20 protein-coding genes are annotated in these 24,217 nt (G+C 47.9%); 4 read left to right on the forward strand and 16 right to left on the reverse strand.

All coding sequences use genetic code 11. The features are described 5' to 3' along the window. Positions 1-23 precede the first annotated feature (23 nt). The 6 genes from AC0MA3_RS02505 to AC0MA3_RS02530 all read right to left on the reverse strand — a co-directional run bounded on the left by AC0MA3_RS02505 (position 24) and on the right by AC0MA3_RS02530 (position 8,718). Complete coding sequence (locus tag AC0MA3_RS02505) at positions 24-2,408, reverse strand: polyprenyl synthetase family protein (RefSeq protein ID WP_474655053.1); 2,385 nt, start codon at positions 2,406-2,408, stop codon at positions 24-26. A 284-nt stretch (positions 2,409-2,692) separates the two neighbouring features. Next, positions 2,693-3,610, reverse strand: coding sequence for a hypothetical protein (locus tag AC0MA3_RS02510; protein WP_474655054.1), 918 nt, complete (start codon positions 3,608-3,610; stop codon positions 2,693-2,695). Positions 3,611-3,867: 257 nt separating this feature from the next. Beyond that, a complete protein-coding gene (locus tag AC0MA3_RS02515) occupies positions 3,868-6,672 on the reverse strand; it encodes a glycoside hydrolase family 2 TIM barrel-domain containing protein (protein ID WP_474655055.1) in 2,805 nt (934 codons plus the stop codon). A gap of 198 nt (positions 6,673-6,870) precedes the next feature. Beyond that, the gene (locus tag AC0MA3_RS02520; protein WP_474655056.1) at positions 6,871-7,731 is read right to left on the reverse strand and encodes a Cof-type HAD-IIB family hydrolase; all 861 of its coding nucleotides are present in this window, start codon (positions 7,729-7,731) and stop codon (positions 6,871-6,873) included. A gap of 74 nt (positions 7,732-7,805) precedes the next feature. Beyond that, positions 7,806-8,237 carry a MarR family winged helix-turn-helix transcriptional regulator gene (locus AC0MA3_RS02525; RefSeq protein WP_474655057.1) on the reverse strand — a complete coding sequence of 144 codons (432 nt, stop codon included), beginning with the start codon at positions 8,235-8,237 and terminating at the stop codon, positions 7,806-7,808. Positions 8,238-8,373: 136 nt separating this feature from the next. Beyond that, positions 8,374-8,718, reverse strand: coding sequence for a hypothetical protein (locus AC0MA3_RS02530; RefSeq protein ID WP_474655058.1), 345 nt, complete (start codon positions 8,716-8,718; stop codon positions 8,374-8,376). 167 nt (positions 8,719-8,885) lie between these two features. Between AC0MA3_RS02530 and AC0MA3_RS02535 the strand changes: the two genes are divergently transcribed. Continuing rightward, positions 8,886-9,227 carry a ribosomal protein L7/L12 gene (locus AC0MA3_RS02535; RefSeq protein ID WP_474655059.1) on the forward strand — a complete coding sequence of 114 codons (342 nt, stop codon included), beginning with the start codon at positions 8,886-8,888 and terminating at the stop codon, positions 9,225-9,227. A 56-nt stretch (positions 9,228-9,283) separates the two neighbouring features. Here the strand turns inward: AC0MA3_RS02535 and AC0MA3_RS02540 are convergent, their stop codons facing one another. Next, positions 9,284-9,487 carry a hypothetical protein gene (locus AC0MA3_RS02540; RefSeq protein WP_474655060.1) on the reverse strand — a complete coding sequence of 68 codons (204 nt, stop codon included), beginning with the start codon at positions 9,485-9,487 and terminating at the stop codon, positions 9,284-9,286. Positions 9,488-9,666: 179 nt separating this feature from the next. Between AC0MA3_RS02540 and AC0MA3_RS02545 the strand changes: the two genes are divergently transcribed. Next, on the forward strand, positions 9,667-10,527 hold the full coding sequence (locus AC0MA3_RS02545; protein ID WP_474655061.1) for an AraC family transcriptional regulator: 861 nt from the start codon (positions 9,667-9,669) through the stop codon (positions 10,525-10,527). A 14-nt stretch (positions 10,528-10,541) separates the two neighbouring features. Here AC0MA3_RS02545 and AC0MA3_RS02550 read toward each other — a convergent pair whose 3' ends face one another. Next, a complete protein-coding gene (locus AC0MA3_RS02550) occupies positions 10,542-11,156 on the reverse strand; it encodes a DedA family protein (protein WP_474655062.1) in 615 nt (204 codons plus the stop codon). Positions 11,157-11,523: 367 nt separating this feature from the next. On the opposite strand from AC0MA3_RS02550, the gene AC0MA3_RS02555 reads away from it, so the two are divergent. Further along, on the forward strand, positions 11,524-11,694 hold the full coding sequence (locus AC0MA3_RS02555) for a hypothetical protein (protein WP_474655063.1): 171 nt from the start codon (positions 11,524-11,526) through the stop codon (positions 11,692-11,694). A gap of 361 nt (positions 11,695-12,055) precedes the next feature. After that, positions 12,056-12,409, forward strand: coding sequence for a DUF4190 domain-containing protein (locus AC0MA3_RS02560; RefSeq protein WP_379152205.1), 354 nt, complete (start codon positions 12,056-12,058; stop codon positions 12,407-12,409). A 103-nt stretch (positions 12,410-12,512) separates the two neighbouring features. Here the strand turns inward: AC0MA3_RS02560 and AC0MA3_RS02565 are convergent, their stop codons facing one another. From AC0MA3_RS02565 to AC0MA3_RS02600, 8 genes are all read right to left on the reverse strand, one after another. Next, the gene (locus AC0MA3_RS02565; RefSeq protein WP_474655064.1) at positions 12,513-13,721 is read right to left on the reverse strand and encodes a response regulator; all 1,209 of its coding nucleotides are present in this window, start codon (positions 13,719-13,721) and stop codon (positions 12,513-12,515) included. Next, the gene (locus AC0MA3_RS02570) at positions 13,718-15,484 is read right to left on the reverse strand and encodes a cache domain-containing sensor histidine kinase (protein ID WP_474655065.1); all 1,767 of its coding nucleotides are present in this window, start codon (positions 15,482-15,484) and stop codon (positions 13,718-13,720) included. Before AC0MA3_RS02570 ends, AC0MA3_RS02565 begins: the two co-directional genes overlap by 4 nt. Positions 15,485-15,559: 75 nt before the next feature. Further along, on the reverse strand, positions 15,560-16,384 hold the full coding sequence (locus AC0MA3_RS02575) for a carbohydrate ABC transporter permease (RefSeq protein ID WP_379152197.1): 825 nt from the start codon (positions 16,382-16,384) through the stop codon (positions 15,560-15,562). A 17-nt stretch (positions 16,385-16,401) separates the two neighbouring features. Next, on the reverse strand, positions 16,402-17,292 hold the full coding sequence (locus AC0MA3_RS02580) for a carbohydrate ABC transporter permease (protein ID WP_379152195.1): 891 nt from the start codon (positions 17,290-17,292) through the stop codon (positions 16,402-16,404). 124 nt (positions 17,293-17,416) lie between these two features. Further along, entirely contained in the window at positions 17,417-18,796 is a 1,380-nt protein-coding gene (locus AC0MA3_RS02585) for an extracellular solute-binding protein (protein WP_379152192.1), read from the reverse strand. Positions 18,797-19,014: 218 nt separating this feature from the next. Next, positions 19,015-21,213 (reverse strand): DEAD/DEAH box helicase, encoded by a 2,199-nt coding sequence (locus AC0MA3_RS02590; RefSeq protein ID WP_474655066.1) that lies wholly within the window; start codon positions 21,211-21,213, stop codon positions 19,015-19,017. Further along, entirely contained in the window at positions 21,210-22,529 is a 1,320-nt protein-coding gene (locus AC0MA3_RS02595) for an ATP-binding protein (RefSeq protein WP_474655067.1), read from the reverse strand. The genes AC0MA3_RS02590 and AC0MA3_RS02595 overlap by 4 nt, the downstream gene beginning before the upstream one ends. Continuing rightward, the gene (locus AC0MA3_RS02600; RefSeq protein WP_474655068.1) at positions 22,529-24,091 is read right to left on the reverse strand and encodes a TerB N-terminal domain-containing protein; all 1,563 of its coding nucleotides are present in this window, start codon (positions 24,089-24,091) and stop codon (positions 22,529-22,531) included. The genes AC0MA3_RS02595 and AC0MA3_RS02600 overlap by 1 nt, the downstream gene beginning before the upstream one ends. Between the last annotated feature and the right edge of the window lie 126 nt (positions 24,092-24,217).

Raw genomic sequence — 24,217 nt, forward strand, 5'->3', positions numbered from 1 at the left:
TCTCCCCCAGTACTTCCGTAAATTTAGCGGTCCCGGTTAATAATATAGTCTAATAAGTGCTTTAGAAAAGCGGCTTGCCGGGAGATCGCATTCAACGCTTCTACTGCGTGGCAATAGTGATCCCACATCTCGATTCTAGCCGCTTCCGGACCAAGAATAGATACGAAGGTCGAATTATTATTGTCCGCATCCATACGGGTATTCTTGCCAAGCAGTTGATGATCCCCTTCCTCATCCAGCAGATCATCTTTGATCTGAAAAGCAATACCAGCATGATAAGCGAATTTCTTCAACGCTGCAATTTCCGCAGGCTGCACCTGAGCAAGAATGGCAGGCATCACCAAACAGGCTTCAAACGCTAATCCGGTTTTATAAAAGCACATCATGTTCAGTTGCGCAAGCGTCAATGCCTTTCCTTTGGAGTGCAAATCCATTACCTGCCCCATACACATGTCCTCTGCTTTTTCAGCCGAATATTGCATCAAAGCCAGCACGGTTTTAGGATCGAAAGCCTTCAGCGAAGCTTGCTCTTGAATGGCTTTCTGAATCAGATAAAGTCCCGTTAATTCAGCTGTGGCGCTATTATGCACCTCATGCAAGGTTGGCCTTCCTCTGCGGGTAGGTGCATTATCCTGAGAAGGCAGATCATCGAATATTAAGGATGCGGTATGCATGAATTCCAATGACCGGAGAAGCGGCTCGATTGCTGCGGACTGAAGTCCATATCCCTCGACACCCAGGACCCAGGTCAAAATAGGCCGTATCCGCTTCCCGTCCCCGGTCAGGCTATAATTCGCAGCCTCAATCAATGATTCTTTCATGGGAGGAATACCATCCGGTATGGGAATCTCCAGCAGATGATTGATATGGTCCCGGGCGGTGTGAACGGTCCGCTGAAATTCCTGCTTTGCCTTACGTTCATTTTTAAGTTGGGTGTTCATCCGGTCCCGAAGCAGCTTGTCGAAGAAATCAACATGATCTGCTTTTCGTACCATTTGTTGAATAAGCCGGTTAAATTCCGGGTTCCCGGATGCAAAGATCTCCATGATCTCGTTATACCGTTCAGTCCCTATGCGTGCTTTATAGCGTTTGAGTCCGTTGATGGCACGATCCAGAATGACCTCAAGGGTCTTGGGATCAGAGTGATATACATTATGAATCAGATGGGAGATCACCGTCCAGTATAATTCATAGGGATTGATCAGATCCAAACGGACTTTACGGTATTTCAAATAGTAGGTATAGGGGGTTACCGCTCCCTCCTCCATATCATCAAACATATCTGCAAAGTCGTCAGCCAGCTGATTATAGATTCCGTAATAAAAGGTCCGCTCATCAAAACCTTCGTCCACGGGTGCGCTGATCACGGAACGGACAATTAACCTGGAGGAAGAGGATTTTAAAATAATAGGAATATAAAGTTCTTCATTGGTGTAATCCGCATTAGTAAGTTCCTTATTTCGGTCAATGTCCTGGGCATTGAAAAAAACATACGACTGCCCGAAAAAGGTCGTCTCCGTCTCCGGTTTCTGAAGGCTCTTCATATATTCGAACGCATTCCGCAGCTCTGCATGGATATATTGAATAATCTCCATGTTCTTTCCGGGCCACTCGCTAAGCTCCGGCACTATCCCTGTTAGCAGCGCAGTCCGGATCATACCGGAATATTGTTCTTTCTCGGGAGCGGTTAAAACCTTAGAATCCAGAAGATCGTCAATAAAAGGATACGTCAAACCGTAGGAGTAACCGATCCGGATCGCTTCATCCAGTCTTCGGGACCGTTCAGCAGACGCTGTATTGTCATCCATTTCTTCTATCACATGCAAGACGACCCCTACAATGATTTTGATGAGTTTACGTTCGGCTTGATCGGCATCCATTTCCTTCGGGATATGAGTGGCGACATTCTTAAGCTTCTCTATCAGCCAAATGGCCGTCGATGCTATGCCCTCCTTCTGGGCCCACCGGAAAAATCCGGCGACACTAATGGATTCTGCTCGGTTCTGCCGCCCGGATGTATTGGAAGGAATCAAGTGATGCTTCGTGTCGGTAATTACCTGCTGAATTCGTGCCTGCGTGCGGGGATCGTCCAGCGTTTTACCCAAGTCTCTCATATAAATATAGGAGATACTGCGATCCAAGTAGTCATCTAATTGCCCGGTATGATTCAGCCATTCGATATATTGTTCATAATCCTGGGAAACAGCACTTTTCTTCCACCGTGTAAAAAAAGACAGCCATGAATTTTTATGAACATGTCTCCGTCTCCACAACTGAATATCTTTGGTCACAGCAGGGACATATGATTTGTCCTTAACCTGCATATAAAGGGATGCAAAATACTGAGCTGCCTTCTGCTCAGCCACCCTGTACATCGTCTCACCCTGATCCGTAGTCTTCTCATTCATATGCATTATTACCTCTGCTTGAATTTATTATGGGCATCTTAATCATAACCCTATATAAGATGAACTTGAGAATGGGTAACGATAATAGGGGACCGCCTTGAATAACAAGGCATCTCCCTATTATGAGCCTAACATTCTCAAGTTCACGTTCTATAATACGATGATTAGTATTTTTGGTTACACAGAAAAGAAACCGGATCGTATGATCCGGTCTCCCCTCAAAAAATCAGACGTCTTATTAGTACTGAGACGTCTGTTAAGTATGTCGGCTTGCGTTTATCGGCCTATATTTTGAAATCATCTATCCGCCCATAGCTAAGTCTCTGCTGCAGGATAACGGCCAGTTCTTCCACGGTATCGTAGACGATTGGACGAATGTCTTTATTTTGAACCCGAAGTATATCCGCCTCACTGCTGTGAACGGTCCATATCACCGGGATGTTCAGACCAAGTGCATATCCTGCTGTAAAATACACCTCTGGCGAATGACCGGTCAAGTCCGCGATAATCAGTCTGCTGTCTCCGATGAACTCAAGAGAATTATGATCCTGATTCTGCGTTTTGTCATGTGCAAGCAAGCGGGGTAAATAACCGAACTGCTCGATTTTAGGCAATAGCATTTCCAGCCATTTTGTACGCTGATCCTCATCGTCCGGAATGAGTACGAAGCATGGTTTTATTTTTTTGCCGCCAGCCTTTGCCGCAGTCTCACTCCATCCCTTATCGGTAAGCTTAAAAGTCATGCCTTCCCTTATGATCAGCTGCTCGCCGATGAGTTTATCAATGATATATACCAGCTCTTGCAAGTTGGGAGAATACGTCAGGTTATAACTGCTGGAGAGCGGCTGAATGATGACCGGTTCTCCCGGGCCCTCGGAGTGTCTGTACAAATATTGCAAGAACCGGGTCCCCTTATCTTCAAGGGTCACAGGGATTTCCGGTGAATTTGTAATGGATTCCACATCATTCTCAGCTAGGACGACCTTCACGCCACAATCGGTCTGCTCCCGGATATAAGCCGATACAATATGAAGCAAATCGCGTTTCTTTTGGTGCGGGAGTGAGGTAATCGCTTCATAGCTGTCTCTTAATAAGCTATAGAACCCGCCCGGCGAACAGGAGCATCCTGCATATTTGTCATATTCGCCTTCCTGTTGAACAGGGACCATCTCATCACAGAACAAACAGTGTTTTCTAATCATGATCTACATCACCTCTTATCCATACTTCCTCCACCTTATCAATAATCTATGGAAAAGTAGACAAGAAGATATTTCCTCCAGCACCCTTAACTCAATGTAAATAGCCTCGTGGCTGTTTCTAGAATAGTAATGGTTACCAAACCCTCTGGAACGTTTAATAAAGCGCACACCAAGCAATCACATGGATCCCTGTTTAAAAAAACAAGGTGCCCCAATCAGCCAAACTCTTGGCTTTAGGACACCTCTGTTAGCTTTTTTTATTGAAGTAACTCCTGAAGCTCAGCAACGTCCGCACGGTACTGCGGCTTGAAATCTGCGGATTTCATGTAATGGGTCAAGCTGGATAAGAACTGTCTGCCTTCAGGAGTGACGCTTGTTTTGTCCGCATCAAGCGCACATATCAGAAGATTACCTGCCCCCACGCTGCATTCCAGCAAGAAGCCCAGCTTGTGGTTGCGCTCAAAGTTGTCAATGGTCTGCACAATGGGACTCCACGACCGATCGATTCCATCCAGGATGATGGACTTTGAATTCTGAATGATGTTCCACCAAGGGTACGTGGAATATTCTTCGCACGGGAAATCGCGAAACACAGAGTGGCTATTGTCGATCAGCAGACCCATTGTACCTACTGGTACGGGTTTGTTCATGCTCTCGGATATGGAACGGAACATAGGATAACACCAGAATTCTGTACAGTAAAAACCTTCAACAGCGTTCTGAAGTGACTCCGGCTTTGGCATGAGCAGTACATTCTGACCTTGCTCCAGCAAGTTGATCGCTTCCGGCGATAGTTCCTCGAAGAGATGCACACCTTCCAGCACCCCGCTATCATTTTGCGGATAAATCCACAAATCGTAGCTCTTGCGGATATCCGTACCTGGTATCCACAAAGAAAGAACGGCTTTGGTCATTTGCACGGTTTCAGGAAGAACGATGGACAAATCACATATATCAATATAATTGGACCCAGCCGGTATTACTGCTTCAGAACTACCTTTTGCCAGTGTTCCGCCATCAGTATTCAACTCCCACTGCAGTTCAAGGGTGTCCGGCGACCCGTTCCGGTACCAGGATAACTCAACATGCGCGTCGAAACGTTCTCCGGAGACATAGTTATACTTCTCAAATCTCGCGAGCAGAACCGCATCACTGCAGAACGTACGCCATTCCTCTGCGGAAATGAGCCCCTTGGAATCCATGAAGGCATCAAGAATGCCTACCAGTGCAGTCCCCTGACCACTGAAATCCTGCAGATCCAGAAGCTGAAATCCGGCAAGTTTTCGGGTACGGAACGCTGCCTCCAGCTCCTCTTTGTAGCAAGCTACTGCCAACTGCCCAGAACATTCAAAATATTTCTCAGCGAGATGTCCCATTCCCTTATCTTCCAGCCGGTCGCGGAAAATTTCAAAATTCTTGGCTTTGAGTGAACCTGTATATTTACTTATTTCTGCATAATCCGGATAAGTCGCATACTGTCCAATCTCATGGGAGACTACTGGAATTCGTGGAATCCATTCACCGGATGCATCTCCGGCCTGTACGGTCTTAGCTTCAGTGCCATACTGAATTTGAATGGTATCCCCAGTTGCTGCTGCTGGATCATTCCCATTCCCTATAGCGGGAGGTACGAATTGCTCATCGTAGTCTTTCATGGTACCAGGTTCATCGGTCTGAACATGTCCCAGAGGGGCATCACACATCGCATAAGAGCCTCTAAACAGCCGGTCTTTGGAGAAACGCACACCACAGAAGAAATCCTCATGCTCCAGGACTTCCGGAACAAACTGATGGTTATTGGAGCCCTGTGTATAGAGATGTCTATCATCGAAAGCCTTATAGTCTTTCAGAAAGGAATCAATCTTGGTTCGGCTGCCCCACAGTTCGTTGCCAAGCGACATCATTACGAAGGATGGATGGTTGCCAAAAGCCCGCAGAATGGCATATCCTTCGCTGATCAGATAGTCTTGCTCGGCTTGATTATGGCCCTCATCCGTTTCTTCTGTAATCGTTCCCCAGAATGGCAGTTCTGGCTCCATATAGATACCAAGCATGTCCGCAGCGGCAAAAGCCGCCTCCGGGGGACAGCAGGTATGGAAGCGGTAATGATTAATGCCGTAAGATTTCGAGATGCCAAGTATTCTGAGCCATTCCTCCAGATCAGTTGGGGCGTATCCGGTTAATGGGAAAATCAGACCGTCATGCTTGCCGCGGAGAAAGGTCTTTTGTCCGTTGATCGTAAATTTGTCGCCGTCAGTCTTGAATTCCCTAAGTCCAAAAGTCAGCTCATGCTCATCCGGGTCTCCTTCACCTGTACCTCTGAGGGTAATACTTATCTTATACAGGTTGGGTTCGGCTTCACTCCAGAGAAGTGCATCCGGTCCGAGTCCATAGCTGACTGAAAACTCTCCGCGTGAAATGGTATACTCTTGCCCGGTTATGGTCTGTGCAGTCTCGCTACCCAAACTGACGGCCGAAATAGCTAGCGTGCCTGCATCCGCGCCTTCAAGAGTGGCTGTGATACGAACTGATCGCCCTGACACATCCGGATCAAGACGAATGCCGCTCAAATAAGATTCACTGTAAAATTGCAGTTCAATGCGTCCCGTAATCCCATTCCAGTTAGTCTGGGTATCCTTCGAAGTTAAATGTCCGCCTTTAGTCGGATAATCCGTATTATCAACACGGATAGTTAGTATATGATTGCCGGAACGAAGCTGTCCGAGGTCATATACATGAGGGGTGTTCAGGCTGTCACGGTTACTTATCTCCATATCATCCAGCCAAACAGTGGTAAGTCTGGTTCTTTCCAGATGCAGAATGCAGGTTTTCCCGGAAAGTGCCTCCGGAATATCAAATTCTTTTGAATACCAGGCATATCCTTCGAACAAGTACTCATCTGTGAGAGCGTCTACAAGTATTTGCTCGTTCTTAGGTCCCTTTAGGGCGTGGGACGTTGTGCCCGGAAGAGCAATGACATCTACAAAAGGCATTACCAGTCCTTTTTTCGCCTCATCCAATTGCAGCTTCCATTCGCCTTCCAGGCTGATCTTCGTAAGCATCCTATCACTCCTATGTATAATATCTGATTAATAACCTATAATCTCTCATTCATTCTGTTATAAACAATAGCATAAATAAAAATAACAATACAAACATAATAAAATAAACCAAAACCAACAGAGTCCTGAGGTCTGCTGGTTTTGGTTAGTTGGTTATGTCCTAATTAGTGTGTACGATAAAGATGTGCGGGAAGCCTGTTATCTTAATATTTCGGATCTTATTTTCCCGTCCTCTATATTTTCCAGCAAAGATGGTTCTCCCAGAAGTAATGAAATCTCATGCAGCACACCATGTTCATTATTGCTCACCGTGTAATAATTAACTACAGCTTTTACGTCCGGCGAAGCGTTATCCATAGCGTAACTGTATTTGCATAACTTCAGCATTTCGATATCATTATTGCTGTCTCCAAAAGCCGCGCATTCGTCAGGCCGGACACCATATCGCTCAATCAGACGTTCAAGCCCGGATGCCTTGTGGCAACCAGGGATGATCAGATCAATACACTGATGACCACTGGTCACAGGGTCAACTATACCCTTCAGCTCTTCCATAAGCAGCGGCAGATATTTATTAACACCACCAGCGGTCAAATCAGGAGTTATTAATGCAAATTTGAAAATCTGGTCATTTACTTGCTTGAGTGCGTTAACCTTCTGCAGTCTCGGATAATAACGGCACATGAGCTCATAAAATTCATCACTTTCACTTTCGAGCACATAAGCCCCATCCACTCCGCACATAACTGCAGAAATCTCCTCATATTGACTCAGCTTGTCTACGATCAGGTTTACCTGATCCGGTGCGATTCTGCCGGTGAACAATACTTCTGTTCCATCAATGACATAGGCGCCATTCTCCGCGACATAAGCGAGTTCATCCTGAATCTCTTCAAAAATAGTTTTTAGCTTATAATACTGGTTCCCGCTGGCCACAACGAAATGAACGCCTTTTGCCTTCATTACAGCGTACAGCTGTTTGAACCATTTCCGGTTATAGTTCTTGGAATCATCTAAAAAAGTTCCATCCATATCTACCGCAATTAACTTGATGTTCATAGCAGGTTCTCCTCATGTATATTTATAGGGTCCCCTTTACTGTAAATTGTGAAATGCATTTCATGTCAAGCAGCCTACAGGCTCGAATTCACCTTTAATAATAACTTCATCAGTGTTTCTGCCTCTTCCGCAGTAAGATTGTCAGTGATGCTTTTTTCCACTTCCGCAAAAATCTCATTGAACTCCTCGACCAGAGCTGTTGCTTTCTCCAAAAGATAGATATTTTTCTGCCGCTCATTTTCTTTTGGAATCACCCGTTTAATGTATCCTTTTTTCTCCAGGCCTTGAAGCATGCTGGTTATGCTGGCCTCCTTGCGGTTGAAATGCTCCGCCAGATCCTTTTGGATCAGACCTTTTTCCTGATTCTCCGCAATATAACCGATCATCTGCCCCTGCTGTGCATTCATGCCCAGCTCTGCTAATCTTTCATCTGCCTGTCTTTTCTTTTTCAAGCCAATCTCCCGGATCAAATCCGAAAATGGCGTGTTCGAAAGCTGTTCAGTCATGGGATAAACTCCTTTAACGCAAAATAGTTAGGTTTCTAATTATAAGATAAGCATATCCTTCATCTTTCTAACAGTCAAATGAAACAGGCCAATAATCATTTCTGATTACTGACCTGCATAACTCGTTAAAATATAATCAAAATGCCAGCTGTACGGAGCCATCCTCATAAATATCCACTCTCTGAGTGCAGAGAAGCATGCCAAGCCCGTTGGCTGTGCCCTTCTCTCTTAAATCTAGCTGCCGGCGTTCCCAAATCTCCCTGTCATGAATAATGTCATAGAGGTAGTATTTCCCGGAATGGGACGCATCCATCTCTTCCACGAAGATGAAGTTATCTGCAAACAAATTGCGGAACCAGCCAGCAGCCTCTTCGTGGGAGGCAAATGTGGGCAGATCCGCCTCAAAACGCTCCTGCAAATATCTCTGTTTCAGCCTGCCAATTCTAACATAGTATTCTTCAAGTGTGTGTGGAGTAATCATATCCAAGCCCCCTCTGCTACATTCCAGAAACTTTTGATCAAAATATCATGATATATACTGAAGGGATATGACATTCTTCATTAGAACCTTCAAGTGTGTTCATTACTGAGCTCGGCGGGTATTGAGTAATAGAGTATATACCAATGACCTATAGGGAGGCTCTTTCCTTGCAAAATACAGATTGGATTCCGATCGCTTCACTTGCTCTCTCGAGCTTATTAATGCTCAGGGTAATGACCCTCAGCAGACGGGTTAACGACTTGCAATCACAGCTGGAGCGGATCCATAACCGCTCAGGCATGGACGGAGGCTTGGTCAAGCCAAGGATGGATATACCGACACCTCTTCATGTGCAGAACATGGAGTTTGCTCCGGATCTGGAGAGAAGGCTGTATCTGCTGCTGGCTGAAGGCAAGAAAATCCAAGCGATTAAGGTGCTTCGTGAAGCGCGGAATTTATCGCTGAAGGATGCCAAGGATTATGTAGATCAGATGGATCAGGGCAGGTAATACCATGTGAAAAAGCTATGCGTGACTAATAAAAACAAAACCGGCTGCGCCACTCCCTACAGGGACAGCGCAGCCGGATCTACGTTAACGTATTCAACCGGTTCACTTATCTGCCCTGTCACATCTCCAATGAGATAAAAAGGCAGTGTGAACATCGTATAGGCATCCAGATTGCTATAGCCCATAATTATGTAATAGGACACTAACAGCAGCAGAAACTTGTGTACCAGGAGAAATCCTTGCGGATCAAATATATTCAATATTTTGCTTCTCATGTCTAGGTTTCACTCTAAGCTATTAATCACCCACTGCTAAGCCCACAACAAAAAAGCCTGATTGCTCAGGCTTAAGAGTATTATAGAGCGTTGTTGCATTTAGAACATACCTGTTGTAGCCTGACAATAGTGTGTCACATTCTTGATATAAAGGTGGATCATCCATGATTCCTGAGCATTATTCCTTTACCGCCGGCTTCAATCTGCTTCCTGAGGAGCAGGACCTGGCTGTTCTGTTCAGCGGTGAAGGCCAGCCCTATCCCGGTCATAAAATCGGACCTTCCGTCCATGATTATTATCTGATCCATACGGTTCTGGAGGGTGAGGGCTGCTTCCAGAGCAGCGCTGCGTCTCAGCAGTGCAGGAGCGGCGACACTTTCGTGATCTTTCCAGGCTCTCTCTTCAGCTATCAGGCGGATGATCTTAACCCTTGGCATTATGCCTGGGTGGCGCTTCAAGGTACAGGGGTATCCGGACTGTTATCCGATATCGGCATTACAAGGGAGCGCCCGCTGCTGCAATCCGAGAACATCCGGGAGCTGCACAGCCTTTACGAACGGATCCGTCTCTCCTTCCGGCAGTCTGCTTATCCGCGTCTGGAAAGTCTGGAAGCATCCGGATGGACTCGGCTTCTGCTTCACCATTTCGGGCAGGATAACCTATCCATGCTGCCTGCCAGACCCATGGAAATGCCGGAAATCATCGACCGACAGATCGACCAGGCCATCCGCTGGATCTCTCTGCAATTCCATCAACAAATCAGTATAGATCATATGGCGGCAACACTCGGCTATCACCGTGCGCATCTGTCCAAGGCTTTCAAACAGAAAACAGGCCTCTCCCCCAAGCAATATTTACTGAAGATGCGGATGGACAAAGCCAAAAGTCTGCTATCAGGTACTCTTACCATTGACCAAGTAGCTTCATCCGTCGGCTTCAACGATGCATTATATTTTTCCAGGCAGTTCCGCAAATACTGCGGCATGTCGCCCAGTGAATACCGCATGATGCTGCGGGAGGATTAGATTGTGTATAACCGTTAAGAAGTACGTTCTTTGCTTCTCCGTACCAGCCACAGGATGATCAGTACAACAACAGCACCGCAAAGGGTATAACTCACAGGCCGCATATATTGCTCGACGATTGTCCAATTGTCACCAAGGCGATATCCCAGATACACCAGCGCGATATTCCATGGCAAGGAACCCAGTGCAGTGAATAAAATAAATTTCCCGGGCTTCATCCCGGCAATTCCGGCAGGCAAAGAAATGAAGGTCCGGATAAACGGCATCATCCTTGTGAAGAACACTGTTCCCTCTCCATAACGGTCAAACCAGCGCTGAGACTGCTCCAGATGGCGGGAATTGAAGAGTATATATTTACCATACTTCTCCAGCAATCTTCTGCCACCATGAGCCCCCACATAAAATGCCGCAGCAGATCCAACGAGATTGCCGAGTACTCCCGCAGTCACGACCTCTGGAAAGGACAACGTTCCTCTGGCAATCAGAAGCCCGCCGCTTAGCATAATCACCTCACTTGGAATGGGAATGCAGGCGCTCTCCAGCACCATCCCAATCCAGATTCCCCAGATTCCAAGCGTACTTACAAGATTCAGAGCGGCATCGGTTATAGCGTTCAATAATTGGTGCATGCTATCTCTCCTTATCCTACCTTATGGCTCGTATCACACTAAGTGTACCTCTGATTTCTTAAAGAAACATTAATCGAAAAGAAATCTCCATACGAACAACTGGACATAACAAAAAGGAGCATTGGGGGAAATGCTCCTTCTCGCCTTACATTTACAGCTAATTAAGTTGACTATTGGGCCCAAAATGAATCCCAAACTTATATTAATAATTTACCATGATAATTACATATATGCAAGTATTTACTATATATCCAATGAAAAAAGAATGTCCATGGGCATAATTATTATGGCAGCCTGCCGGAAAGATGCTGGGATAAAATACAAAACACCGTCTCATACTAAGTTCAAAGAGATGGAGGTGAACGTTATGCCCAAAAACAGTGCCGATCCCAAACACGACCGCGCCAATAACCGTGCGGATAAGAAGAACAATCAGCAAAATCACGATCATCTCACTGAGGAACCTCAAATGGTTAGCAACAATAAAGCTGCCGATTACGTAGCAAGCTTAAATGGTGTTACCAAAAATGAAACGTAGCTAAAGATTAAGACTGCACTCCGCCATCCTTGGACGAACGTGCAGTCTTTTCATGTTGGCATAGACCGATCCTATTCATCAAAATTATTAAGGTCAATTGGAGGATTATATAGTAATATTGAAGAAATGGCCGATTCTGGATCCTCTAATGGACAGGAGGTGAATTCATATGATCCAGTACGACAGGATTCTGGGAAAACTGCGCATGAACCTGCTGAAAAATGTCTCTCTGCTGGAAATTGAATAAACTACATAGTTCGACCGATATAAATAAATAGTGGAATGCGCACATCTCCGGTTGGAAAATATTATATAATACACTGGAGCTATTATTCACAAAACACATAAAAGGAGCTATCACATGAGTTATCAACCCCCGCAATTTGGAAATCAGGAATATTACACGCAGCCACCCGCGCCTGCCAAGACAAACGGCAAATCCGTTGCCGCCCTGGTGCTCGGAATCTTATCCATTGTATCTCCTTATATTGGTCTGATATTCGGGATTATTGCGATTATTCTCTCCGCGATTTCTTTCAAAGAGATCCGCACACGTAACGAACAAGGTAAAGGCATGGCTATTGCAGGGCTGGTCTGCGGAATTGTTGGCACGATTATTTATGCCGTTATTATTGCCATTGTCATTATTGCAGTTATCTTCTTGAACGACTATGATGGCGGATATAATGCTTTTAACAGCTTCAACAACATCTAACCTGCCATACACAGCTGCATGATAAGCAGTCAAAAAAGGAAGCAGACACCGGTTTCAAAACTGGAATCCGCTTCCTTTTTTACTTGGATTATCAGTGTGTTCTTTATGACGGCGGCGTTCCTTTACTCATCAGAATATTGATATTCTGCTGTTGGCGATACTCGGTAGGGGTTAACTGGTACCTTTTGCGGAACATCTGAGTGAAATGCTTCATGTCCTGATACCCCACGTGCTCGGCGATCTCAGCCAGTTTTAGTCTGGGATTAAGCAGCAGCAGCTTGGATTGCTCCAACCGCAGCGAAGTCACATAGTCTTTGTAACCCTGCCCGGTTTTTTGCTTAAACAGTTGACTGAAATATGCCGGATTCAGAAATACTACCGAAGCCATTTTTTCGAGGGACAGGTCTTCATTGAAATGCTCCTTGATATAGTGCAGCGCCACATCTACCGCCTTTTCACCGCTCCCCTTCATCGGCTCAAGCTCCAGGGCCTGTAGAGCCGAAGCTTCCCTCATCCGTTTGACGACCTGCGGGACTGTACTGAAGTCATAGCTGAGACCGGAGTGGATCATTTGAAAGGGGATTTTTAAATAATGGGTGAGATGGTCTTTGACCTCCTCCAGAAACTGCTGAATCTCGGCGTCCTCCCGCAAGGTAATGAGTCCAAGCAGACTCTGGCGGTCATAGCTGACAACAAAACCCCGCCCATGCAGCTCAATAAGCTCTGATAGTACATTCTCCACAATAAAATGCTCCAGCCGTATGCTTCTGTCCGCAGAATCCAGCTGCACCATCACCATATAGAAATGTTTATAATCCTCAATAAAAGGCTCTATGTCCAGATTACCGATATCAAGCCCTGAGGCCAGACGCTGAAAGACGCCTTCCCGCAGAAACCGCAGGCTCGCTTTCAGCCTCTCTCCCTGCCGGGAAATATCGTTGTCCTGCTCAATTTCAAGAGTGAGATTCGTGATGATCTCCAGCAACTTGCTCTTGCCAATGGGTTTAAGCAGATAATCCCTCGCCCCGAGACGTACTGCCTCCTGCGCATAGGAGAATTCACTATGGGCCGAGATCACTACCCATTTCACGTAGGGATATCTGCGCTTGGAGATCTTCATGAATTCAAGCCCGCTCATTCCCGGCATCAAAATATCCGTCAGAACGATGTGAATCCGCTGCTCTTCCATAATCTTGACCGCTTCTTCCGCCTTAGCCGCCACAAACACCTGATGATCCGGACTGATCTGTCCGATGGTCCGTATGATGCCTTCGCGGATGACCCTTTCATCATCAGCTACAAGAATATTCACGTTAAGTTATCTCCTTCCAACCTAATCGGCAGCACAATAGCAACCTGGGTTCCTTCTCCGGGAAAGCTCTGAATGTGTAGCCCGTATTCCTCTCCGAACATATGCTGCAAGCGCCGGTGCAGATTCTGTAGTCCAATCCCGCCTTTACTGCCTTCTTTGGGACTATTCCCGTTCAGGGATTGTAGTAAGCGTTCCAGCTGCCCTGCAGTCATTCCGTCGCCGTTGTCCTCCACAATCAATTGCAGGATGGAATCCTCTTCGCGTGTGTACACCTTCAGAATACCCTGGCGGCCCAGAGACTCCAGTCCATGCTTAACGGCGTTTTCAATCACGGGTTGAACGGTCATCTTCGGAAGACGGATGTTCAGCCAGCGCTCGTCAATATCCATCACAATCTGCAGCCTTCCTTCCAGGCGGATGGAAATAATCTTCAGATAATGGCCAATCTGCTCCAGCTCTTCGCGCAGCGTAACCTCTGCTGCATCCTCCCACTGACTGCTGTACCGGAACATTGATGAGAGGGAAAGAACCAGCTCGCCGAGCTGCTCATTCCCCTCCTCATCCAGCATCCAGTAGATCATATCCAGTGTGTTGTAGAGAAAATGCGGATTGACCTGGGACTGCAGCGCATGCAGCTCAGCATTTTTCTCACTCACAGAGGACAGTTTCACGCGTTCAATCAGTTCCTCAATCCGCCGGACCATCCGGTTAAAGGAGGCAACGAGAATATTAATCTCCTGGTAGGACGACACATTGACCATCCCCCGGAAGTTGCCGACCTCCACCTGCCTCATCTCGCGGATCAGCTTTTTCAGCGGTGAGGAGATCGTCTGTGACACGATAGAAGCGATTAACGTCGACACGAAGATCAGAATCGAGATGACAATGAGCAAATAGCGCTTCATCTCTTTCAGTTCCACATTGAGATCCTTATCCGGGGTAATACTCATCACCCACCATCCGGAAAAAGAAAGCCGGGAAGCCACCACCAGACGCCCAGATTCCTGCCGCACACTCTCATGCTGGAAGTTCTGCAAGGAAGGCAAAGTCTCCCTTACCGGAGCCGGATCTGTTGCTGAGGTCACAAACCGCCCATCCTCTGACATCAAATACACCTGGCTGTGCACACCCAGCTTAAGGTTCTCCAAAGCGTCAAGAACAGGCTGTGGATTCGTCTCATAGAGAACAATGCCAATTGGTTTGTGCTCATTCAGATCATAGATTTGCCGGCCAAAAGCAAACACCGGGCTGTCCTCCACCTGGTCAATTAACGAATGCTGATACACACCGAGCCAGACCATTTTGCCTGAAGAGGATTGAAGCTGTTTGTACCAGTCCTGACTTTGATATTTGGGGTCTACGACATTCATATAGTTGCCGTAATTATAGATTTTACCTTTGTCCGTGATGACATGGATGCCCACCAGATCATCCCGTGAATAAAATATGGAACCGATAATGTTGGTGACGGTCTGCTCATTGATGTAAGCCACTGCTGGTTCATCCGTTGTTTCATTAATCAATCGAATCATCTCGAAGTTATTGCTGAGTGATTTGGACAGAGAGTCATATCCTTTGTAGAGCAAGGTGAACAACCCTGCCGTCTGGGAGACGTTCTTTTGCGACAAATCACTAATCTTCTCATGCAATTGTACCGTAGTCCGGTTATAGTAGAGCAGGCTGACAATAAGCAGAATACTGGACATGCAAAAAAGAAACAGCAAGAACAACCGATGATGGATGGAATGAAAGCCGCTTTTCATAGGACTCTCTCCTTTCAACACCCTGTTCTGCCGTTTCCTATTATAAATCTTTACCAATTTTTTTTGCAACGACGATTAGCCTTTGACAGCACCCGCTACCATTCCTTTGGTAATTTTGTTGGACAGGAAGAAGTAGATCAGGATAACCGGCAGCGCGCCCATGACCAGGAATGCCCCGATGTCGCCGTAATTAACGGAATACTGGCTTACAAAAGTGTATACCCCGAATGGTAATGTTTTTAGCTTTTCGGAAGAGATAAAGGTTGCTGCCAGGATGTATTCATTCCAGATGTTGATGAAGGTCAGGATACACACGGTCATCACCGGCGGGATGGACACCGGAAGAATAATGCTACGGAAAATCCGGTATACGCTTGCTCCATCAATAAATGCCGATTCCTCAATTTCGTGGGGAATATCTCTCATAAACCCGGACAGGATGAAAACTGCAATTGGTGTTGAGAACGCAACGTACGGCAGAATCAGCGACAAATGAGTATTCAGAACGTGAATGTTCTTGAAAATAATCATCAGCGGCAGCAGCGTAGCCTGCATCGGAATCATCATACCCATTAGGAAGATCGTCATGACGATATTGCCGTATTTCCAGCGGAAACGCGAGATCGCATACGCTACCATGGAGGCAAGAACAATAACACAGATCATTGTAATGCCGGTAACGAACACACTGTTGGATAAGTATTTCAGATAACTGCCTGAAGTATAGGCTTCACTGTAGTTATGCCATTGAAAGGTTTTGGGGAAGGAGAAAAAGCTGCCATCCATAATTTCTTCATTGGTCTTCAGTGAATAGAGTACTAGCCAGAGCAGTGGATATAACTGGGTTACTACAGGAATTGCGAAAAGAAGATACACGATTCCTTTTTTGAATTTTTGCATGATCGCGCACTCCTTTTCTAATTGAATTTACGTTCAAGTCTGTTGAATATCGCATTAATGAATCCGGTAAAGACCAGACAGACTACAACCAGGAAACTGGCAATCGCACTGCCGTAGCCATACTTCAAAGACATAAATGAGCTATTGTACATATGTGTAGAGATGACATCGGTTGCATGAGCCGGACCGCCGGCGGTCATTACCATAACCAGATCGAAGGCCTGCAGGGAACCGATAAACGCCAGTACAATCGATATTTTAAAGATCGGGACGATCAACGGAAGTGTGATATAGCGATCCGCTTTAAAGCCATCCGCCCCGTCAATTTTGGCCGCTTCATAAAGTTCATCCGGAATATTCTGTACCCCTGTGTACTGAATCAGCAGATGGTAGCCGAAGAACTGCCATAGGGATACGAGATAAAGGGCGAACATGGCAATTTTGGGCTCGGTCAGCCAGTTGTGTGTCCAGCTGTCCAGTCCCAGAGAGATCAGAACACCGTTGAGCATACCGCCCATGGAGGCCGGGTTATAGATCGTTTTCCACAGTTGTCCAATAATTACGACAGAAAGAATAACTGGTGTAAAATAGATCGAAACCAATGTGTTGCCTCTTCTGACATAACGGTTAAGCAAAATAGCCATTCCCAGACACAGTGGAATTTCCAGCATGGAAGCTACAGCATAGAGCAAGGTTCTTCTTACAGATGGCCAGAACACCGGGTCATTCCAAAACATATCTTTGAAATTGCCGAATCCGACAAATGTGGCAGACGAGAGTCCGTCCCACTTCAATAAACCTGTATACAGTGAAACCAGTATGGGAATAAACACAAGGCACACGTACAAGAACAGACACGGCAACACGAAGACGGCTATTGTGCGTGCTGGCACCTTCAGTACTTTCATCTTTCCCGCCTCCTAAACAAGCAGATTCTTTGTCTATATCAGATGTTTTGTTTCATGGATAAATATCGGTGCGAAGAAGCCGGATTCAGCTTACTTCGCACCGAGAGTGAACGATGGTAACTGCTTATTTATTAGCTTCGAATGCGGTTTGATGTTCTTTGGCTACTGCAGCGGAATCCATTTTCTGTACGAACAGGTTCTGGATACTGCTGAGGTGCACCTGTGAAGTAGCCGGATTCATCGTGTTGTCGAACGAGAGGTCGCCGCCCTTAACTTGGTTGAACAGACCGGCAATGGTGATTGCCAGATCGGAGTAACCGGCTGCTTTCAAGTCGCCGTCTACTTTTTGACCAAGACCTACAGCATTTTTCAGTTCAAATTGTTTCTTAGGTAGATTGCTGGCGAAGAAGTTGAGGAAGTCTTTAGTTTCCTGCAGGTGTTCGCTGTTGGCAGATACTGCGAATGCGCTGCCTGGTGCAAGCATGAATTCGTTAGGGTCGCCTTTGCCGTTAACCGTAGGGAATTGGAACGCTCCTACTTTACCTGCCACGGAAGAAGCATCAACTGCGCCTGTTTCCCAAGATCCGATCACCCACATAGCGGCTTTACCGGATTTGAAGATGTTACCGCCTGCATTAGCGTCAATGGAAGTTGCACCGTCAGGGAACGCACCTGCTTGAACCAGCTGTTGGAATGCGTCTACAGCTTCTACGAAAGCAGGATCTTCAAAGGTTTTCTTGCCATCCATTACATCCTGCAGGAAGCCAGGGCCGCCGTTAGTGCGGAGCAGGATGTTCATGAACAGGAAGGAACCTGTCCAGGAATCTTTTTCACCGATAGCCAGTGGCGTAATACCTTTGTCTTTGAGAATCTTCACGTCCTTAAGCATTTCCTCAAAGGTTGTTGGGGTATTAGCGATACCAGCCTGTGCGAACAAGTCTTTGTTGTAATAGACCACTTCGATGTTATTGCCGTCTGGTAAGGCGTATATATTGCCATTAAAACTGTAGTAGTCCAGCAGACCCGTTTGATACGTGTCTTTGAGCCCGTTCTGATCCAGCATATCGTTCAGTGGTGCGAACAATCCTGCATCTACAAAAGGCTTCATTTGTGCGGCCGGGTTAACGATTGTGATATCAGGTACTTCTTTGGAAGCCGCTTGGGTTTTGAGCTTTACTTTTTGCTGGTCGGTATTCAGCGTATCCAGTTCAATGGTGACGTTTGGATGCTCCTTCATATACTGGTCAGTCAGCTCATGGACCATTTTGTAGGACGGAGTGGTTGGATCGGGATAAATATTCTGGAAGGTAATGGTTACCTTCTTGTCACTCTTCGTCGTGTTCGCTGCTGTACCGCTGTTAGTGCTGTTGGTGCTGTCAGGTGCTGCACTTGACGCTGCGTTGTTCTTACTGTTGTCGTTTGAGTTGCCGCATGCTGCAACGCTTAAAGCCATTGCTGCAGTTAATGCGACGGTGAATGTTGTCTTCATTTTTCTGTTGACCATGAATCAATGCCCCCTGTGTTCGTGATAGGTTAATTATCTTCTGCTTAAGCGCTTCCAACAAGGTGGGAACTACAGAAATAAGGTTTGTTTTTTCTAGGGATGCCAAAAAAATACTCCTGCGCAAGAAAGCAGGAGTATTGGGGATCTCAATATATGAATTAACGGCCCATCCTTGAGACAAGCTTGGATAGGTCAATTTCACTGCATACACATCGTTTTCACTCTGTTCTCCCCCATTGCTTCAGCACCTCTACCAATCCCGGGACATCCAGGCCGTCGAGGGAAAAAGCTTTGCGCAGCAGGTCATGCGGAATGAATTCATCATATTTGCCAAGGTATGGTGCTTCATCCGGCCCGAGGAGAGCGATCGGATTGGATGCGGCTGTGGCTTCGGTGATAATCTCCTGTTCCAGCATTTCTGCATCTGCCTTCCCGGCAACGACCATATAATAGGGCTCCATGGGGGTCACGGAACGCAATCCAAGCGGTCCCTTGAGATTATTCTTCAACAGCCGTTCCAGAGTCCGGAACTGACGGCTCCCTGCCCAAGGCAGGATGAACATGGAATCGCCGCCGGCAGGAAGCACGGAATGCTTAAGAAGACCGCTTTCCTTCGCTAGACGGCGTGCACGTTCAAGTCGTGCAGCCGCACTTGGGGCCAGGTAAGGATATAGTGCCGTTGATCCCAGTACCTCACGGATTTTGGTCATAATGCGGGTGTGTACATCTCCTCCTGCACCTAACCATAAGGTATCCACTTTGCCGCGCGAGCCTTTGACATACACGGCCTTATGGCGGTTATCTACCTCTTCCACCTTCCAGAGCTTGCCCGCAAGGGTGAAACAATAGCCTGGCGGCGGCACTGTTGTAATGGAACCGATCTCCTCAGTGCCGTTATATACCACATGTTCCTCATCGTCTTTGAATACGGCATAGAACCGGAAGTTATTAACGATCTTCTCCCCTGCCAGTCCGATCAGCAGGTTGCCTTCATCCATGGATTCAATATGGCCCATTCCGATCATATATTCCATGAATGCATCGTAATCTGCAGGCTCAATACTGCTGAATGAAGGAAGACTAAGTACAGCAGCCTTAAGATCCTCTGGCTCCGCTTCACCCATGCTCTTCAGGATGCTCATCGTCTGATGGTAGAGCAGCCCTACCGGAAGCTGCCGTACGACCAGCGGTTCAACCCATTTCTCGCGCACATAGAGCTCTATGACGGCAATGGCCCGCAGTAGCGTCCATGGCATCCGTGCGGGAAGCTGAGCCTCCTCGTCTTCTTCCTCCGGCGTGACGAAGATCATCTCCGAGGCGGCATCTCCCCGCCGCCCTGAACGTCCCAGCCGCTGCACGAAGCTCGCGCAGCTGTAGGGTGCGCCAAGCTGCAGTACGCGCTCCAGCTCGCCCAGGTCAATGCCCAGCTCCAGCGTAAGCGTGGCCGCTGCCACCGCCGGGCCGGTCCCCTGACGGAGTGCCGCCTCCGTCTCCTCGCGCAGCATCGCGGATATGCTTCCGTGATGCACATGGAACACGTCGCGCTCGCCGCGCTTCGCGGCGAGCCTCCGCATCTCCAGTATCGCCTCCTCGGCATCCGTCCGGCTATTGGTGAAGATGAGCGCTTTCTTCAGATGCGTATGGTCATAAATGAAACCATAATAGGCCTGGCGCGCCCGCTCCAGATGCTCGGCCTGCACTTCGTCCCGCGCATCAGGAAATGAGAAGTGCTCGACACTAAGGCGAAGCTTACGCCCCCCCTGTGGTGCCGAGACCTCTACACTTCCGCGGGTACCCGCCGCCAGCCATTCCGTTACAGAAGCGTAATCGCTTAGTGTGGCAGAAAGTCCAATCCGCCGCGGGTGGCAGCCAGCCATCCTGTTGATGCGCGCGAGCTGGCTGAGTACCTGAATACCGCGATCCGCTCCCATGAAGGCATGCACTTCATCGACTATAATGAAGCGAAGATCATGGAATAATGCCGGAATAGCATTAGGACGGTTCATCAGGAGACCTTCCAGTGACTCTGGAGTGATCTGCAGCACCCCCGAGGGATTCTGCATCAGCTTCGTCTTGTCTGCCTGCGGTACATCCCCATGCCAGTGCCAGACCGGTATATTCCCTTCGCGGAGTAAGTCATTCAACCGGGTGAACTGGTCATTGATCAGCGCCTTAAGCGGTGCTATGTAGAGAATCCCCACTGAAGCCGAAGGGTCTTCATACAGCTGGGTAAGCGCCGGAAAAAAAGCGGCTTCCGTCTTGCCGGAAGCCGTGCCTGAAGCAATGAGCAGATGATGCGGTGTATCGAACAGCACACGGCATGCATCCACCTGAGCCTCACGCAGCGTCTCCCAGCGGTTCTTATAGATGAACTCCTTAATAAATGGAGCCAGCCTGTAAAACGGATTGCTGCTCATAAGTCAAACTCCGCCAGGAATCCGTCCAGTTCATTCGGCTCCGTGTCGGCAGTCTTAGGTGTCCGCTCGCCTACAAGCTTCTCGAATGATATTTCCGGATGCTGGTGCAGTGTATGCAGCAGGTCCATGAAATCGCGCACCACCTCGCGCGCGGTGAGCAGCTCATCCGCTCCGAGGCGGCCTACGGCCTCTTCCATGAAATGCACCAGCTGCTCCTGCGTCAGCCTGGCCTCATAACTGTAATGAAGGGCATGAATATCCCGCAGCTTCTGCAGCAGCACCAGAATTTCCTCGTGGGAGAGCATATCCAGTGAAATAATCGGCCCGGTAAAATTATTAAGCCCCGTACCGCCATAGCGTCCGGCAACAAGTCTTGACCGCAGGGCTTCATAACTGAACAGCCCGCGGCGTCCGTCTTCAACGAATTGCGGTGTCCCCCCAATAAAGATCCCCAGCCGCTCCGCCTTGCCCTGCATGGTATCGTTGAACATGGTCAGCAACTTCTCATAATTGCTCTGGCGTGAAATACTGTTCGTAATCTTGTATAAGTTCACACCTTCATCAATGAACAGCAGCAGCCCCTGATACCCGATGGCACCCGTGAATTCCGCCCATAGCTTCATATAATCGTACCAGTTGTCATCATCGATAATCACACCGACGCCCAGTGCCTTGCGCGCTTCTGTACGGGTGGCGAACTCGCCGCGGAGCCAGCGCAAGGAATCCTGCTTGAGCTCATCATCGGCTAACTTGTGACCGTTCCAGTAGGCAGCTAACACCTTCGCAAAATCAAAACCGTGCACCAGACCCCGCATTTCTGAAGCTACAGTATAGATTCTTTGTTCCACCTCTTCACCAAGCTGAGGAGCATCCGGACTATAGCCCTTCTCCTGCATAACCGCTTGCTGCAGGGTTATGATCCACTTCTGGAGAATCATCTCCAGCGCTCCGCCGTCGGGGCGTGTGCGCGTAGACATATGGCTCATCAGCTCCCTGTATGTAGCTAGGCCTTGCCCTTTGGTACCCACCAGGCGCCTTTCAGGGGACAAGTCAGCATCCGCAACTACAAAGTCCCGGTCCATGGCATAGTTGCGGATAATCTGCAGCAGGAAGCTTTTGCCGCTGCCGAATTTGCCGGTAATCAACTTGAAGGCTGCGCCGCCTTCGGCGATATTCTCCATATCCCGGAGAATGGCCTCGACCTCGGGCCGGCGGCCCACCGCGATATGCTCAAGACCAATACGCGGAACAACACCCGCTGTCAGTGAATTTATCAGCGCAGTGGTCATCCGCTTTGGTATCTTCAGTACACTCATCAATCATTCACCCCACCCAAATATTGCAGTAACGGCACCAATTCCTCGTTCAGCTCTTCATCATCGATCAGCAGATCGCCCAGAAGATTCATCGCAGTCTCATTGATCCCGTCAAACAGCAGCTCAGTCATCATTCCACCGGCCGCAGCCAAATGGTGTACCGCATTCATTCCTTTGCCTTCTGCCAGAGCACGGACGACAGCGAATTCAAGCGGAGTCAGCGCAGCAGCGAACTGATGCATGATCGCGGAATCATCATTGCCGGAATCTGGCAGCGGCTCTGCCATTGAAACAGTCTCTTCAAACACATGAATCCCCGCATCTCCTGTTATATCCTCGTCAAGCTCAGTAAGCTGATCCTGGGCTTGCCCGCTTTCCTCTATCGTAAGCAGTGTCCGCACAATATCGGAATCGCTTTGAAGCTGCTCCAGCTTCCGGGGATCAATGATAACCGCCGGGCCCTTTTCCTTCTGTTCCGCCTTCTTGAATTCACGCTGCAGAAACCGGCTGACCAAGTCTTCCATATCGGCATCAACCTTTACATCCTTCAATCTGCCCCGATAGCCCAGCAGCGCCCGCAGCTTATTCTCCGTGAGCCGGAACAGGCGTGTGATCAGACTGCGCAGTGGAGGAGATTTACTAATCCTCACCACAGGCACAAGAACAGAATAACCGTACAATGAGATGTCATACACTGCGCTACGGAACAGGTAACGCTCACGAACTACTGCCGGACCCGGAGGAAACATTCCGATCAGATTGGAGCCATGCTTGCGGGTCACATAGGCATCAATCAGCGCAACCACCTGCGGGATATAACGTTCTGCAGCCGCTTTACCTTCTCCCGCATAGAATTTGGATTTGCTGATATCGTAATCGGACATGACAGTCAGCACTTCAAAAGTCAGCTGCTCCGGTGCAGAAGTCAAACAGCGCACCAGTTCAAGCTCAGCCAGATCACCGGCAAGCCCACGCGAACGGGCGACAATGCCCGTCAGCGGAACCTCCAGATGATGCACGAATGAGAAATCCGCAATCCATCCGCCCAGGTATTGATCAAGTCTTTTATATTGATCCCTGTAAGCTTCCCATAACCGATTCAGCTGCCGGTATCCCTCCTGGGGCTCGTCCCAGCCCACACCATTAATCAGCTCATAGACATGCAGAAAAATATAAGACAGATCCGTCTTAGGATACCTGCCCTGTCTGACCTCATCCCGCCAAAAGAAATACCATCGGCTTTGTGCCCCGGTCATATGACCATAGGTCGGCCAATAGCTTTTGAAAGGAACAAACAGCGCCGCTGCTTCCCTATGATCCACCAGTTCCCTGGCCCGGATGACAAACTGGCTCTCTGTCGTAGTTACCGGCTCCTGAGTTTCTTCCATATCCCATAACTGAAGCTGAATGGTCGATTCTTCCGGCGCTTTTTTCTTCGGTATGACCGCTGGAGCCTTGGGGACCCCCGCCTCTGCTGAGGTACGTGGAGGAATCGGCAGATTCTGCTCCGTACTCTCCCATACCAGCTCTGTAAAATGCGGCTCATTTCCGTCTCTTCTCAAGTCTCCACCCCCATTCGGGTCTTACGAAAAAACGGTCCTGTTCACAGTAGTGAAGGAACCGTTTGTGTACTTCTGGTATGAAGTAACGCTGTCTACATCTTACTATTAATATTAGCATTCTTAACG

It is taken from the genome of Paenibacillus sp. LS-5 (assembly GCF_056121505.1).